Here is a 16,964-nt window from a genome sequence, read left to right on the forward strand (position 1 = left end):
GATGTAGATTGAAGAAATCCTTTTATGAAGAACATTCTGAGTTTGGAGAGATAATGTACATTTTATTCAAACTGGTCAGAAATTATAAAGTGAAACCTTAAGATGTTATTGACTTGACTATTTTACAGTGGTAAAATTCAGTTTAGATGAAAGACCCTTCCGCAAGGTCGTCTGGAAAATAGGGTAACAGCTATTTCTAGATTAAAGGAATCAAAATCCTTGAAACAATTATTACTTGTGTAATTGTTTCAGGGATTTTTTAGTATCTAAATTATTTATAGAACTTAGCTTATCACTATCACGGAGAACCTTATCATAAGTAAGTGAGGTTTTGATTTGAAGGTAAAGAAGCTTACTCAAAATAATTAAATCTTGGGTAGGCTTTCTTTTGAGCTATCAGTAATTCAACTTAGTCCTACTGTGCTTGTAAAGTCTGAGCTCGCCATGTGGACATACTTGCTGAAGTAAGGGACTATCTTGGTACCTTTTAAACTTCGCCCTCGGATGATATGGGGAGCCTTATCACATAACAGCTTATTTTATTAGGCGACTTGTTAGGTATGAATTCGGTAGTGTACCGGACGCATGCCTTTTTGTTGTGCCTGATGGGGCAGTTCATAGGGGTTGGCTTATTTGCGTTTATTGGGAAGCAGCGTTACGATTAATCATAAGCAGCCTTGCTTCAAACCCCTCCTGAGCTATTAGAAATCTTAGACGAATTATACATCGATGGCTGGGGACATGTACAGAAAGGGAAACAGAAATGGATAAGAAAATAAGCGTAGAGAATCTAAAACTGACACCACAAAATGATACTTATTATATTGCTTGGAGTATCGGAGTCGATAAGAAGTATAAAAAGCATATGAAAAAAGAAATAAAGAGCCAACTCACAGACGTTCTAGGATCCATGACTCAAAATAATGCTGTGGAGGATATTTCAGTTTACAGTCATAACAAAACAGCCGAAAAACATGGAGAATTCATTATATGGGATTATCTTATCCTAATGCAGATCAAGGAAAAAGAAGATGCCGAAATCATTTTACCTACCTTGAAAAATGTGAATATACCTTTCGTGCTTGAAACAATCCGTATGGAGTTACTTGTAACTACACCAAACAGTACGTACCCTACACCAGGGGAAGGCGCGCGAAAACGGCATGTAAAGCCATTTTATGCAATTGAATATGTCGATGTTCAGCCTAATCATTTAGATGAATTCCGGGACATAATGATTAACAATAACGGACCGGCAATGAAGTACATAATGGAGGAAGCGAGATGGTGTCATAATTTTTATGCATTAGAAACGCTGACTGTCTTCTATCATAATTCAAGTTATCCTACTTGGAATCAGATTCATGTCATAGGTTTGTATTTGGAATCAATTTTTCTATATAAAAAAGATTTCTCAAAAGGGCTGGCACTGACCCACAGCATTTCATTTGAAGAAAACTTTGCGCAGTTAAAGAAGATAAGAACCATGTTATATAAAACGATCGGGAGAAAGATGATCTAGAATAGACCAATGGATAAATGGATCAAATCCACCCCGTAAACTCCAAAATAGACGCTTTAGCGGATTGTGCTTCGGATTGTGCGCCTTTACGCCATTGTTTAGGTGACTCACCCATAAGCTTGGAGAAACATCGGTTGAAGCTGGATATGGACTGAAAACCGACTTGCTCAGAGATGGAGAGAATGGAATCGTCCGTACTTTTTAACTGCTTGCAGGCCTCTTCAATACGGGTACTGTTTAGGAAGTCGAGAGGTGCGGACCCCATAATCTCATGGAATTTCCTGCGGAAATGAGTGGTACTTAGGTGGCACAGATCAGCTAAAAAATCGATGGTAATCGGCATCATGTAGTTTTTAGTGATGTATTCCAGAACGGGTGAGATGACAAAATCGCCCTTCAGGCTATGCTCTGTGTCTTGATTAATCAAGGGTTCATTCCGGGAATGAATTCTAAGAAGCTCTATATAAAGCGATAACAATAAGCCGTAGGCACTTTCTTGATAGTAAGGATTTTTTTGCTTCAATTCCTCTAAGACCGATGTCGCAAGGGTATAAACCTTGGGATGTTCCTCTTTGTTCAAAATACAGTTTGTTCCCTTAATTGCCCACAGATTCGGCTCAAAGTTGCTGTAAGCGCTCTTGAAGGATTGCTGAAAAAGATCCTCAGGCGAAAAAAAGATATAAGACCACAGACTGGCTTCATTCGGCGAACTATAAGTTGTATGAGGGAGATACCTAGGGATGAAGGTCACATCTCCGGCTTTAAAAGGCACAGATTCTCCTTTGATCTCCATGATGCCGCTATCCGAATGGCAAATGCCAATCTCCAAATGATTATGGAAATGCAGATGTTCACTTTTAATATCAGAAATCTTCCAACGTTCACCGCTTAACAGCAGGATAGGAAAGTTTATCGGTAAGCTGTAGTGGCGGTATTCAATGATGGGCTTCTTTTTTCTGGGCATATTCTCAATACTCCCATTCTTATTACGTAGGTTGAGTAGATTATAGGTTAACGTTATATCAAATTCAACTATATAAAGAGAACTTGATATTATACAATTTGGGAAAAAAGTGGCGGAGGAGAAGTTTGGAACTGTAGGAGCGTTAGCGTCCGCCTTTGTCAGCAGATTTCCACCGCGAAGAGCGGTATAAAATCAAGAAATTCTTACGACAACAGCGGCCGGAAGTCCAAACATTCTCTGTAGTCACGGCCAATCCCGAAATATAAGAACTACTAGTTAATGGTTGAAATTGCACAGTTTAGTTATGAATATGCTTAGAATCAGACCATTTTACTACTTACAATAGAGTTAGTAAAGCGTTTACAATATGGACGGACAGCTCTCAAGCGCCTTTGGGGGCGTGTGCGAAAGAGAGGAGAAACAAGATGCTTCAATTAAATTATGACAGAGAAGAGATTTTAAGGGTCATCGATAAAGTGGTCAGAAAAACAATGGCGATGGATCTAACATGGGACTGGCCTTGTGGTGTGGCTTATTATGGGGTAACCAGAGCTTATGAAACTACAGGAAATAAAGAGTATTTGGATATGCTTGTCCAGTGGGCAGATGAATATATCGAGCTGGGTCTGCCGGATTGGACAGTTAACACCTGTGCTATGGGCCATATGCTGATCACCTTGTATGAAGAAACAGGTAACCAGAAGTATTGGGATATTGTGATGAGCAAGGTGGATTATCTGCAGAACAATGCGCTTAGATTCGGAGATCATGTGTTGCAGCATACCGTCTCTATTTCTAATGATTTTCCAGAACAGGCATGGGCGGATACCTTGTTTATGGCGGCATTTTTTCTGCTTCGTGTAGGAAGCAAATTAAAGGATCAGGAAATGATCCAAGATGCCTTGAATCAATATTATTGGCATATCAAATACCTGCAAGATCCTAGCAGCGGGTTTTGGTACCACGGCTACAATAATGTGAAGCAGGATCACATGTCTGGACTATTCTGGGGCAGAGCGAATGCTTGGGGCGCATACACTATGTCGCAAGTTAAAAAGCTTTTGAAAGAATGGTATCTGTATCCGCAGTGTATGGACGTGGAGTGTTCGCTGCGCGATCAGCTGGCCGCACTCAAGCTGGTGCAAACGGAGAACGGCCTGTGGCGGACTGTACTAGATGACGAGGAGTCTTATGAAGAAGTATCCGCGTCTTGCGGCATTGCGGCTGCTATGATCAATAACGGCAATCCGCTGCATACCAAATATGTGCAAAAGGCCCTGAAAGGTATTTTGAACAATATCAGTGAAGATGGACGGGTACTAGGTGTTTCTGGCGGAACAGCGGTTATGAAGGATCGGGAAGGATACCGCAATATTCCAAAAGACTGGAATCAAGGCTGGGGGCAAGGCTTAGCATTAGCTTTTCTATCCGATATGCTTAAATAGGAGGGATCCAAGTTGTCCAAAAAAACAACGGGGGCCTTTACACTGCCGGGAGAATCCGGTTATGAGGCATTGACCCTGGAATTAGCTGAACGTTGGGGTGCCGATGTCATCCGTGACAGTGACGGCACACAGTTGTCCGATGAGATTATCAACGCAGGATACGGCATTTATTCTACAATCTGCATCATCAGAGATCATAACGAATGGGCGTCCCAGAATTCAGACAAGCTGCAGCAGAGCTTTTTAATAACAAATCCTAAGGTAGCGGTACAAGATTATTTATCCATCTATCTGATGGAGGATTTTTTTGCTGAACAATTCCGAGTGAATGATTCCAAAGAGGCGTTTAAGTACTGGCAGGTTTTTGACCGAACGACGGGCGAAGAGGTTCCAAGAGAACTGTGGAATTATGAGCGGGAATCGGGAAATGTAGTCATTACTGGAATTGCACCTTGGCATAAATACACAGTCAGCTTCATGGTCTATCGGATTTGGGAAGAGATCTCCATGTACAATCACACCACGAATCACTGGGAAAAAGAGCATCTGATGCAGATTGATCCCATCTATGTAGAAACGCAAAAATATTTACTCCATTGGATAGAAGATTGGTGTCATAAGCATAAGGAAACAACAGTGGTTCGATTTACCTCCCTCTTTTATAATTTCGCCTGGATCTGGGGCAGTGATGAGCGCAATCGCCATTTGTTCTCGGACTGGGGTTCATATGATTTTACGGTAAGCTCAAGAGCGCTTGATCTGTTTGCCAAAAAATATGGGTATTCGCTCACGGCCGAGGATTTTGTGAATGGTGGGAAATATCGGGTCAGTCATATCCCGGCGCAGCAACGGAAGCTGGACTATATGGCATTTATCAATGATTTTGTCATCGAATTTGGTAAGCAATTAATTGATATTGTGCATAAGCACGATAAGCTGGCGTATGTCTTCTATGATGATAGTTGGGTTGGCATGGAGCCTTACAATGACCGTTTTGAAGAATTTGGTTTTGACGGGATGATTAAATGTGTGTTCTCAGGATATGAGGCAAGGCTTTGTTCTGGTGTAAAAGTAGATACCCATGAGATTCGGCTGCATCCCTATTTATTTCCGGTTGGATTGGGAGGGCTTCCTACGTTTATGGAGGGAGGTAACCCTACGCTCGATGCCAAAAAGTATTGGATTAATATCCGGCGCGCCTTGCTCAGAGAGCCTATAGATCGGATTGGACTGGGCGGATATTTGCATCTTGTAGAGCCTTATCCGGATTTTTGTGATTATATCGAAAAGATCGCGGATGAATTCAGAGAAATTAAAGAGCTGCATCATAAAGGCAAACCGTATCACATTAAGACGAAGGTAGCCATTTTACACGCTTGGGGTAAATTGAGATCGTGGACTTTGTCCGGGCATTTCCATGAAACGTATATCCATGATCTGATTCATATCAATGAGGCTTTGTCCGGATTGCCGATTGAAGTCCAGTTCATTGATTTTGAAGATATCCGTAAGGGAGTATTACAAGAGTGTGATGTAGTGATTAATGCCGGCTCGGCAGGTTCAGCATGGAGTGGCGGAGAATACTGGAGTGACCATAAGTGCGTGGACTTACTGACAGCGTGGGTTTATGAGGGCGGTACTTTTATAGGTGTCAATCAGCCTTCGGCGCTTGAAGGTTATGACAGCTTTTTCAGAATGGCCCATGTGCTTGGTCTCGATGAGGATACAGGCTCCAAGGTAGCTCATGGAAGATGGACATTTGAGGCTAGAGATGAGCAAGGTTTAGTGCCTGAAGGAGCCAGTATAACACCTAAAAATAACATTTATCTTACGGATGGCTCGGCAGCGGTATTGTGTGAAAAGAGTGGGATGATAACATTGTCTGCCCATACCTTTGGTAAAGGAAAGGGGATCTACCTGCCTTCTTTCACCTTAAGCTTTGAAAATACAAGATTGCTGTTAAATGTGATTCGTTATGCCGGGAATGAGTTAAAGGACACAAAGTATATTACGGATAATTTATATACAGAGTGTGCGTATTATCCAGAAAGTAAAATACTCGTCGTGATTAACAATAGCGACCAGCTTCAAAAAACTACGATTGATACAGAATATGGACAACAAACGTTGGAATTAGATCCGTTTGATACTATTATCCGGACTATTGGCGATTAATTACATTAAAAAAGCTCAAGCCAGCGGCTAACTTGCCGATGCTTGAGCTTTTTGCTGTGAGGCTTATAGTATCTATTATCTACTTATTTTGCTTTTATGAATTCAGCAGATTTGATCCCAGCTTGACGGCCGAAAATAATGATTTCTGCAACAGAGTTGCCGCCGATCCGGTTTTGTCCGTGTAAGCCGCCTGTAACTTCACCAGCCGCAAACAGACCAGGAATAGCTTCACCATCTTTATTTAGAACTTCTGTGTTCGTATTGATCTTCACGCCACCCATGGTGTAGTGAATCCCAGGAGCAATTTTAATAGCGTAGAAAGGACCAGTGGACAGGTCATTGTCCATTCCTGTAGTTCTGCCAAATTCGGCATCCTTTTTATTCTTAACGGCGCTGTTCCAAGTATCAAGCGTTGTTGCCAGCTTATCCTCTGGAACACCGATTTCTTTGGCCAAAGCTTCGATGGAATCCGCCTGAATCACGAAACCCATTTTGTCATATTGTTCAATAGCCTTCACACGGGATTTAACACCGGAATCAAAGACCAGCGTAGCTGCTTTTTCAGGCAGTGTATTAATGGAAGCCGTTACTTTATCACGGGTATCCAATTCGTTGGTGAAGCGTGTACCTTCACTGGAAACAAGGATAGCGCCTTCCCCACGAACAGCTTCGCCAATGAGGTAGGATTTTTCTTGCTGCACAGTCGGGTGAACTTGGATTTGATCCATATCGACGGTTGTGCCTCCGAGTTTCTCAATCATCTTGATGCCGTCTCCGGTACTGCCGATTTGGTTAGTAGTAACGTAGCCTTCCAAGTCAGGTCTTACTTCGGAGATCAAATCCATATTGGCACCGAACCCGCCAGTGGTTACAACGACAGCATCTGCCGTAATTGTTTTTTCCTCTGTTTGGTTAAAGAGGACTTTAACGCCATTAACCTTGCCGTCTTTTTCGGTAATTTCTTTGACATCAGCATTCACGAAAAGTGGAATTTCTTTCTCTTGTACGTTTTTCACTAAACCTTTGACAAGGTATTGACCCACAGCAGAGCCATCTTCAGGACGGTGTGTACGTTTTTCGTTCATGCCGCCTGTAATGGTGATATTGTTCAAGCGGATTCCGATGGAATCCAGCCAATCGATCGCACTCGCGGAATTATCAACGAAGAAACGAAGCATTTCTTTGTCGTTAGTGTCATGGCCACCTTTTAATGACTCTTCATAAAATAAATCATTGCTGTCTTCAATGTTTTGTTCTTTTTGGAATTTTGTTTCAGAAGCGTTCATTCCCGAAGAGGATTTGGTTGTGTTCCCGCCGGCAACCGGCATTTTTTCCAAAATAACAGGGTTCATGCCTTTCTCTTTGGCCTCAAGCGCCGCGGACATTCCCGCACCACCCGCACCGACAATGATGATATCATATTTATCTTTTAATTGATCGAATGGTGTGTAGCTTGCTTCAGATGCCCCGGAGACGGCTTCAACTTCTTTTTTCTCGTTGTTATTACTCTTGCTCTCGTTCACCTTGTCGTTTCCATTACCGCAACCTGCGGTAACGAGCATGACAGAGAGGACGAGACTCAGAGCACCAGCTGCTTTCTTTTTCATTGTTAACCCTCCACTTTTATATTTCTCTATTAAGATGTACCAAAAGAACCCGACAAAAAAGAAAGGAAGTATCAGAGGGAGTTGGAAGTGGAGAAGCGCGCGCGTCGCTGTTATTCTCCTAACTTCAAATCTTCTACGGTTACGTCCACAGTTTCCATCGTTATTCTCTTTAGTTCATCTTCTTATTAAGTATACCATCAATCATGACTATTAGTGAATGTTTTCACAAATTATACAAGTCGTCTATTCTAACATAGGGTAACGAAATATTGAGCAGATTAGCTGAAAAATGGACCATAAACCTTGCAATTAGAAGATTTTGACGTAAGATTTTCTCACTGTAGAAGTGGTAACTGTCACGGATTAGTAAAGCGATTTTTGTTCTTCTGGATTTTTAAATGGTAAAATGGGAGTATTGCCTACTAGGCATACTGGAAAGACTAATAAGAGTCGTGGAAATAATTTCTAATAAACAGGTGAGGATATGGAATCTAATAGAGTAATAAAAGAAAAGGTAAAAGAAGATAACTATAAAGTGTTTGCTTTACTAAGTCATTATTTGAATAATACCCCCGACTTTATTAGCAAAGAAGAAATTGAAGAAATTGTTAACTTTGGAGTGTCTTATGAATACGCTTTTGGTTTAATGTTGGCTTCTGCCTTTGGGATGGATACGGTTGATAATGTTGATGATAAGGAATTGTTCAACCAATATTTTAGCAATATGCTTCATAAGCTTGATGCAAATGAATATTATGACAATCCATATTATAAAAATATCAAGATACCAACTATAAAGATTAATAATAGTGAATTAAAATATGAAAAATATAAACCTTTTGAAGGTTTTGTTTGCAATGATATCATCCGGACAGAAGAGGGAAGACAAATTCCTCAGGTTGGTTTTTTTCAAACTGAATTCATGTTCCCGGCCGTATTAGAGAATGATAGAATCTGGATGACGATCACGCCAAATGAAATAGAAACAATGAAAGAAGCTGTAGATAAAGCGTGTGGGAATGTTCTTACGTTTGGACTTGGGCTTGGCTATTATGCTTATATGGTTTCTGAAAAAGATAATGTTGAAAGCATAACGGTTGTTGAAAAAAATCAAGATGTCATTGATCTATTTAATAAATACGTACTGCCACAATTCAGTAATGCTCACAAGATCAGGCTTATCCAAGCAGATGCTTTCGAATATGCAGAACAACATATGTCTAAGGAAAAATATGATTTTGTATTTACGGATTTATGGCATGATGTTTCTGATGGAATGGACATGTATTTAAAAATGAAAAAGTTTGAAAAGAAAAGCCCGGATACTGTATTTATGTACTGGATAGAACAATCTATTTTATGTTATTTGTAGTTTTGGGTTGCGTAAATCTGTTGTAGCTGACTCCGAAAGGAAGAACCATTTTTGAAAACTCCTATATCTCTCATAAATTGGCTAGAGCACAACGAAATCATAAACGACTTATTAAATCAGGAAGACAGCTTAACTGCGCATACAATGGATCAAGGATTTGAAGCTGAGGTCATAAGGATTAATTCTGATCAAGAGAGCTATGTACTGAAAACATGGAATAAGGAATCCAGACCGGATGTCCAGTTTCAATATCGTTTATTGGATGTTCTATCCGAACGAGGAGTAGCCGTCTCTAAACCAGTGGGCTGGGGAATCAATTTGGATGGAGATAAGGTGTTGTTAACAAGTTTTGACGGAACCCCTATTCATAAAATGAATACCAGGAAAATGAAGGAACTCGCAAGCCTATTAGCAAAAATACATAAAATTCGCGTTGAAGAGATTGGAAATATACAACTGCCAAAATACAATTTCATCGGCTACTTTTTCCCTGAAGCCAAAGAACAATCTGATATTTCTAATGTGTTGACTATTCTTGTTGAGCAAACTCCAATGAAGCAAGACTGTATCATTCATGGGGATTTTCATATCGGAAATATAGTGGAGGATAAAGAGCGATATACCATAATTGATTGGACGAACGGCCAGTTGGGAGACTCTAGATATGATTTTGCCTGGTCACTTATTCTGCTGAAAATATATATCTCCGAGCGTTATGCTGATGTGTTCCGAACTGCTTATCTATTGGAAAATGATATGGATCAGGAAGAACTTGAGATCTTTGAAGCTTGGGCATGTCTACGGTGGATTTTGCTGAATAGAAGAGGTAGCACACCGAAAGGGCCTAATACAACGAAGAGAGTGAAAAGTTTAATCGCTGATAATCGGTTTTTAAAAAAGATGGATAGTAAATTCTTCTGATGTACGCAAGGATGGATGGATTTTCTGGGAGATTGGAAATGTAATGTAACACCGTACATTATTACGTTATTAAATTATTTGTGGTATATTAAAGGCAGAAAAGACGTAAAATGCAAAGAGAGCCGTGCTGTAACACGACTCCCAAGGCAATAGCCGCTTTTAAGGGCGGTAGGCTTCAGCAAATAGGACACGACAGATAGACCGCATGCCTTTGTGAGTGGGCGGTCTATTTGCGTTTATTGGACAGCAGCGCTACGATAAGCGAACCAAAGGTTAGCATAAGCATCATTGCTTCAAACACTGTCACAAGGCATCCCTCCCTTCGGTGAGAGGTAGCCGACCGACCCTTTAAGCCTATTCTATTTGCTCCACCAGTATAGCATAATCGTTTGAAAGAGAATTAAGACTCTTGTCATAATACTCCCTAGGATTGGAGTAGTTTTCCATTTTCTCTCTTTGTCTCCGCAACTTTCTCCATTTTGAAACTTCCGTATCACATTTGCGATTTTTTGATTCCCAATTGTAGGACGTACCCCTCTTTCTAAATCTCCTCCTTGCGAATTCCCAAACATCCGATTTTCATTGGATTTTCAGTTTGGGTGTTTATAATGCTTTTTATGAATCGGGGCAGCGGATTGTAAAGGGCTTTCGATTGCGCAAAGGAGGTTTTCCATGATAAGAGGAATTCAAAAAACATTGTATCTCATACTTGCATTCTTTATCGGTCTTTTTATCGCATCCTCCTTTTTTATTAGGGCGAAATATAATTATTTCGTATATGGGGATACGCCAATTTTGGAGAGACAACAGCTGGGTCTTTTTATTCTAGTGATCGCAGGGGTGCTGGCATTAAGCGTTATTTTGTATAAAATGTGCCTGAGGCTTAATAAGTACAGTTGGAAAATAGTCATTCCAGCCACACTGCTATTTTCTTTTGCAATCCAGATGGTGATTATCTTTCTGTTTCCACGCTTGCCGACGGATGATTCGCAGACAGTGCTTTCATTGGCACTCGACATGCTGTACAGGAATGATTATTCGTCGTTTGACACGAACGGCTATCTGCATATGTTTCCGTTTAATTTTTCGATCGTTTTATATTTAAAGACGTTGTTGTTGATCTTTCCGGATAATTATCTGGTAATCAAAATATTTAATATTCTGTTTACACTCTTAACCTCATTAATGATTTATATGCTGTATAAAGAGCTCAATTATAAGTCCAAGGATAAGGATTATGGCATCCTCGTGTTTGCCGCAACCTATATCCCTTCATTGTTTATGAGTAATTTTATCTATAACGATGTGATCGCTACCGCTTTTCTGACAAGTGCTTTATATTTTGCCATAAGATTTATCAAAAGAAGGTCCATTAAGGATATTTTCTTCGCAGCTCTCTTACTGGCAATAGGCAACTATTTCCGCAGTATCGGTGTTATTTTTCTGATTACCGTGGTGGCGGGTCTTTTATTTAACATACGTTCTATCGGAGTGAAAAAGGTTCTTAGCGCTTTGTTTATCACGGCCATATTGTTTAATGTTCCCGGCTGGACGCAAAATGCTGTGCTGCAGGCGACGAATGTTGTAGATGAACCGATGAACGAAAATTCCGCACCTGTCTACATGTGGCTGAATATGGGGATCAATCTGGAGACGTTTGGGTTCTGGGACAACCGGGAGAGCTACGCTATCTATCAGCAGGATGCAAATTATAATAAGGCAGAAAGTACGGAGTTATTTAAAGAAGAAATCCGTAATAAACTCTCCGAGGCGGGCCTAAGTGACTTAGTGAAGATGTATTATAAAAAAATCGTTTGGACCTGGACGGAAGGAACCTACCAGATGGAACGATATGGGCTCGGAAATGACGGATCATCCAGTAACGGGGGAAGAATGGGCTTTGTCATGGACCGTTATAGCTACACTAATGCTGCTACGGATTTGTTTAAGGCAGACTCCAATTATAGAAGTGGAATGTTGTGGCTGCTGTATGTTCTGAATTTTCTGATGTATGTGTTTATACTCGTTCGCTTAATCGGTGGAATAAGAGCCAAAAGATTTGAAGAGACCTCTTTGATTCTTGTGGTGCTGGGCTTTATCGGATTCTATCTTTTATGGGAGATCAAGTCCCGGTATATTTACCCGGTGTATCCGCTGCTGATCGTATTATCCTACATGGGTTTTAAGGACGTATACGATTATATGTTAAAAAGATATTTTCCACGTTAACTATGTTCGCTCGGAAAGAGGGGATTCAAAGATGCGGATCAAGCGATATTTCGCTTTGCTCATAGCAGTGCTAAGTTGTTCCATGGTGCTCGTCTCCTGCGATGCTATTACCGCACAGAAGATAACGAGTACTGACTCCGGGTCAAGAGCGAACGGGGGACAGGGCTTCACCGGCGGGCGGGGGAAAGATGGGGGCGGATCTCCCGGCATGAATGGTGGGACAAGGAGAAACGGCAACCCAGGTACAGATGGCGGTGGCGCACAAGGTGGGCGGCAGTGAACAAATTTCATGAACTTGCCCCAAGCCTACGAAGATTAAGTGTGATAGGATAAGGTTACATTTAAATTCCCCGCGGGGGTAAGAAAAGGGAGCACCATGAGAATCATTATATCGCCTGCCAAGAAGATGAAGATGGATACAGATTTCTTGGATTGCCGCCAGATGCCGCAATTCATAAGCGAGTCGCAGACTCTTCTGGCCTTATTACAAAAGTTGAATTATGAAGAAGCCAAATCGTTATGGAAATGCAATGATGCCATCGCCACGCTGAATGTGGAACGGATTCGGGATATGGATGTAACACGGAATCTTACACCGGCTATCTTTTCTTATGAGGGAATCCAGTACCAGTACATGGCACCCGGGGTACTTCAAATGGAGGAGCTGGAATATCTTCAGCAGCATTTACGGATATTGTCCGGATTCTATGGAATCGTCCGGCCATTTGACGGCGTTGTTCCGTACAGGCTGGAGATGCAGGCTAAGCTTAGCGGACCTGGTTTCAAGTCTATCTACGAGTTCTGGAACAGGAAGCTGGCAGATCAGCTATTTTCGGAGACTGACATCATTCTGAATCTGGCCTCTAAGGAATACAGCAAGTGCATCTCCCCTTATATTGGCGGGAACGTTCGCATGGTTAGTTGTATATTCGGGCAGGAGATCGGCGGTAAGGTAGTGGAGAGAGCGACCCTGGTCAAGATGGCCAGAGGTGAAATGGTACGCTTCATGGCTGAGCGGCAAATCAGCTGTGTGGAGGATATCAAAGGCTTCGACGGATTTGATTTCAGCTTTGCTGATGAGCTGTCGGATGAGAGTACGTATGTGTTTATTCAGAAAAAGAATGACTAGAGCAAGCAGTACATGAAGGTAATCCTGAAGGAGGTTGAATAACCGGCTTCAGGGTTACCTTTATTTTTTGGTCAACGAAACCAGATGCTGAATTCTAGTTTTTATAAAGGGGATAGATTAGGGTATAGAGAATAAAGTTCGGGTGGAATAAGAACAGGTTAACGAGGAGGACTTATGATTTTCAAAAGAGATCCATTGGATAAACAGAGCTTACTTAAAGAATTGGATTCGCTAGGCTATTCCGACAGAATCAAAAAAGTAGCAATCTTAGGCCGTGATCATCTCGGATCTGTCCAGTACTCCCAATTACTAGCCTCTTTGCTGGAGGATGGCGTTTATGAAGCGCGACTTGCCTTAATCGGCGCCATTGCAACACAAGATGCTGCTATTATTCTATCAGCACTGCGGCATCCCAAGGCAAGTATCAGAAATACGGCTGCGGGTCTTTTGGCAAAGGTGGCTTCGGATGCTGATATTGAACGTGAGCTCCCCCATTTATCCCATGATTGCCGCCGCAAGCTGCTGCATAGTATTTCACAGATTAACCGTCAGGAATTAGCGGAACGCTTATTGCCTTTAGTGTATGCCCGATGGGGAGCGGAGGAAGCCGCGATTATATTGCAGGCCTGTTATTCGGCAACGGTAAGTAAATGGCTTGCTGATATCGGGTATGCCATAAAAGACTGGAAGAAATTATCCAGCCGGCATCTTAACGTAGTAGCAGAATACTTTGCAACAACACTGGAAAGCACACCACTCAGGGAAAAAGGCTATGTCTGGTGGAGATTCTCATCAGCTCTGGAGATCCTATGCAATCTGAAGGCAGACTTGGTGCTGGAGTGTGCGCTGAATCATGGACCGATGGGCATCATACATCCTGCGTTAAAAGAGCAGCTTGGCACGCTTGTACGCCAAAATCCTAATAAGGTGTATCAGCTGTTAACACGAACGGAGTCGCGGAGCGATCTGATTTCTTATGGCGTTCCTGAAGCTGTTCTTAAAAGGAAAAAATATTTATCCATTGATCAATGGATTGAGATAGCGAAACTACTCGCAGATCACCCTATGCACATAGCAAAGCTGCTTCATAATATTGCACCTTCTAACCGCAAAGTCATTTTCGATGCTGTGTATGAAGAAGATAAACGTAATGAACGTATTTTTCCGGAAAGATTACTGTATGTATTACCGCATGCCTTGCGTGACAAGGAAGCCACCCGGATGCTTGCCCTTCGTGAAATCAATGATGACCGGGATAGAACAGTCAGATTTACAGCTTGCCGTTCTATTCTTCATTCAAGAGCAGGACTTGAACAAGCAGCAAAGGTATCCAGTGCAGACGAACGTGCCACGGCGCTTATGCAGCTGATCAGAAGTACCGTTCTGTCGAGACAGGGCATGAATGAAACTTTGGTGTACCTGGGCCGGATTAAAAATGATCAGGATCCTGTCCGGGGCGCTGTGTTTAAAGAGCTATCGGAAAGTCCTGCGTCTGTGTTCACGGATACCCATGTACAAGAGCTTACTTTGCTTGTTGATAGTGTTATAGAGGCCAGAGATACTTCATATGGTACAAAATTTTCCGTTCAACAACTGGCATTTGCTATTCTCCGGCATAACGCATTACTTCCTCACGGTGAGCTGTTTAAGTTTTCCTTAAAGACGATTCAGAAATTGGCCAAGCAGAATGGGCAGCTTTCTCTTCCATCATTGGAGAAGAATTTACCCCGGGGAGTAGAAGAGATTATCTTCGACGAAATTTATACATTAGCTGTACAGGCCAACAAAAGAGAAGATTACAATCTGGTGTTAAGCCTAGCTAGCTCATTCGGTAAAAGAGGTTACGGCATCATAAAACTTCAGAATCTGTTAAAGGAAGCAACGAGGGCAAAGGCAGATTCTACAGCCATACAAGCGGCCAGATACTGGCTTGCGCCTCATACAACGCGTGATGCCAGAGTTAAGGAATTATTAGCTTTAGATAAATCGTATATTACGATCCATGAAGTGTTCCAGCATATGCATCTGAAGCGACAGGAATGGCTCGATCCTTTTATTTCAGGGGCTGTCATTAAGGGCAAGTTCCTATCAGGCAAAACTATCTATCTTGTGCCGGCCGCGGATGGATTCCACAGATGGCTGCCACGTCAGCAACAAGCTTTAAGTGCCTTATTAGAAAAAGTTGCATACGATGCCAAACGTAATCTTTGGGAGCGTGCAAGCGTTATTAAGATCATGGCAAGCATGCCTGATCTCGGTTCGGATAGGTTACTGGGGCTTATGCAGGATAAGGAAGTAACTGTAGTAGAAGCTGCACTTCATGCCTTTTCACTTATGGAAGAACCGGAGAAGGCACTTCCCGTTCTGCTGGAGAATCTGGATGGGGACCGGGCCCGTATAGCCATGTACTCGATACCCAGATGCATCCGCAGGGTGAATCCGGTGTTACTGGTTACCATGCTGAAAGAGCTGCTGAATCGGGATAAGCTGAAGATCACTGTCAGAAAAGAAGCCATCCGCTTACTGGGCGCTTATAGAAGCGATGACAGTCTTCCGCTATTGATGAACGAGTTCGAGAAACCCAATGCACACAAGGATGTAATCATAGCCATAGGGCATGCTGCGAAACAGCTTTTAGATGATGAACGCGCTTGGGACATGTTAAGTACAATGGCTTCTTCATCAGAAAGTGACATCGCAGGAAGTTTATTATCTCAACAGCCTAATGCTCTTCCGCTAGACTTTAGACCACGTTATCTAGGATTAATCCTTGAAATTGCAAGGCACCAGGATGCGTATATTGGCAGATATGCTTTCATTTCTATGATGCGGTGGACAAATGGAAATGAAGGGATTGTTGCAGCTGCCACCGCTCAGTCTATTACGGATTTGGAAGACAGCACTAGATGGGAAACTGCTATGAATACGCTGGTAGAAACCTGTCGCGATGGTAAGATCAATGAGGTAGTAGTTGGTGTATGTCAGAGACTGGTTAGTGCAGCGATAAGTGATGAATGGAACGCTACTGCCAAAAGAGATTTGCCTCATCGGCAACGTCTACTGAAATTAGTCAACCAGCTGATAGCTTTGCCAAAAATCACCCGGATGCACCTTATCCCTTTGTATACGGATCTGATTGACTGTCTGGCATCTGATGAGACCTTACAGCAAGCTGTGATGAAATTGTATATAGCAGCAATAGACTGGAATAACGTGGAGGAATCCGCCAATTATCTGAATCGGATCGTTACCACTATTTCAAATCAGCCCCAGCTATTAAGCGATGTTTATAAGCAGGTCGCGTATAATTTAGAAGAGAGCACGGGATACTGGAGTCCGGAAACTTTATTGGAAATTGTAGATGTTCTAGGGTCTGAGAGCCGTTATGAATCTCAGTATATTGGACTTTCGTTGCTTGAAGTTGCCGGAAGTGCTCTATTGTGGAGTCCAGAGCCTGCAGAGCGTCTGCGGTTGTACAGAAATCACACGAACCTTGCGGTTCGCTCACTTGCGCTAAATATTTGGACGGCGATAGATTAGTTTTTGATATTTTTTTGAAAATATAAAACACCAAAAGAGCTCAGGCTGCAAATCGGCCTG

Annotated in this window: 11 protein-coding genes; 9 read left to right on the top strand and 2 right to left on the bottom strand. The window is 42.0% G+C overall.

From position 1 onward, the window contains the following. Window positions 1-763: 763 nt before the first annotated feature. On the top strand, window positions 764-1,522 hold the full coding sequence (locus NSQ66_RS03610; RefSeq protein ID WP_051491358.1) for a hypothetical protein: 759 nt from the start codon (window positions 764-766) through the stop codon (window positions 1,520-1,522). 22 nt (window positions 1,523-1,544) lie between these two features. On the opposite strand, the gene NSQ66_RS03615 is transcribed toward NSQ66_RS03610, so the two are convergent. Then, a complete protein-coding gene (locus NSQ66_RS03615) occupies window positions 1,545-2,486 on the bottom strand; it encodes an AraC family transcriptional regulator (RefSeq protein ID WP_076142293.1) in 942 nt (313 codons plus the stop codon). A gap of 425 nt (window positions 2,487-2,911) precedes the next feature. Here NSQ66_RS03615 and NSQ66_RS03620 point away from each other — a divergent pair, with 425 nt between their 5' ends. Both NSQ66_RS03620 and gnpA read left to right on the top strand, forming a co-directional pair. Then, entirely contained in the window at window positions 2,912-3,931 is a 1,020-nt protein-coding gene (locus NSQ66_RS03620; RefSeq protein WP_036684830.1) for a glycoside hydrolase family 88 protein, read from the top strand. A 12-nt stretch (window positions 3,932-3,943) separates the two neighbouring features. Beyond that, a complete protein-coding gene (gene gnpA, locus NSQ66_RS03625; RefSeq protein ID WP_036684832.1) occupies window positions 3,944-6,106 on the top strand; it encodes a 1,3-beta-galactosyl-N-acetylhexosamine phosphorylase in 2,163 nt (720 codons plus the stop codon). Between the two features lie 83 nt (window positions 6,107-6,189). On the opposite strand, the gene NSQ66_RS03630 is transcribed toward gnpA, so the two are convergent. Further along, on the bottom strand, window positions 6,190-7,713 hold the full coding sequence (locus NSQ66_RS03630; protein WP_036684833.1) for a flavocytochrome c: 1,524 nt from the start codon (window positions 7,711-7,713) through the stop codon (window positions 6,190-6,192). Between the two features lie 484 nt (window positions 7,714-8,197). Between NSQ66_RS03630 and NSQ66_RS03635 the strand changes: the two genes are divergently transcribed. From NSQ66_RS03635 to NSQ66_RS03660, 6 genes are all read left to right on the top strand, one after another. Next, window positions 8,198-9,085: a hypothetical protein gene (locus NSQ66_RS03635; RefSeq protein WP_036684835.1), complete on the top strand. Its 888-nt coding sequence runs from the start codon at window positions 8,198-8,200 to the stop codon at window positions 9,083-9,085. 144 nt (window positions 9,086-9,229) lie between these two features. Continuing rightward, a complete protein-coding gene (locus NSQ66_RS03640) occupies window positions 9,230-10,006 on the top strand; it encodes an aminoglycoside phosphotransferase family protein (protein ID WP_081383604.1) in 777 nt (258 codons plus the stop codon). A 672-nt stretch (window positions 10,007-10,678) separates the two neighbouring features. Further along, window positions 10,679-12,235 carry a glycosyltransferase family 39 protein gene (locus NSQ66_RS03645; RefSeq protein WP_076142294.1) on the top strand — a complete coding sequence of 519 codons (1,557 nt, stop codon included), beginning with the start codon at window positions 10,679-10,681 and terminating at the stop codon, window positions 12,233-12,235. A 31-nt stretch (window positions 12,236-12,266) separates the two neighbouring features. Beyond that, on the top strand, window positions 12,267-12,515 hold the full coding sequence (locus tag NSQ66_RS03650) for a hypothetical protein (RefSeq protein ID WP_036684840.1): 249 nt from the start codon (window positions 12,267-12,269) through the stop codon (window positions 12,513-12,515). A gap of 96 nt (window positions 12,516-12,611) precedes the next feature. Next, window positions 12,612-13,364: a peroxide stress protein YaaA gene (yaaA, locus tag NSQ66_RS03655; RefSeq protein ID WP_036684841.1), complete on the top strand. Its 753-nt coding sequence runs from the start codon at window positions 12,612-12,614 to the stop codon at window positions 13,362-13,364. Between the two features lie 174 nt (window positions 13,365-13,538). Continuing rightward, window positions 13,539-16,904: a hypothetical protein gene (locus tag NSQ66_RS03660; protein WP_076142578.1), complete on the top strand. Its 3,366-nt coding sequence runs from the start codon at window positions 13,539-13,541 to the stop codon at window positions 16,902-16,904. Window positions 16,905-16,964 lie beyond the last annotated feature (60 nt).

It is taken from the genome of Paenibacillus sp. FSL H3-0329, from assembly GCF_037963285.1.
GTDB lineage: Bacteria > Bacillota > Bacilli > Paenibacillales > Paenibacillaceae > Paenibacillus_AQ > Paenibacillus_AQ odorifer.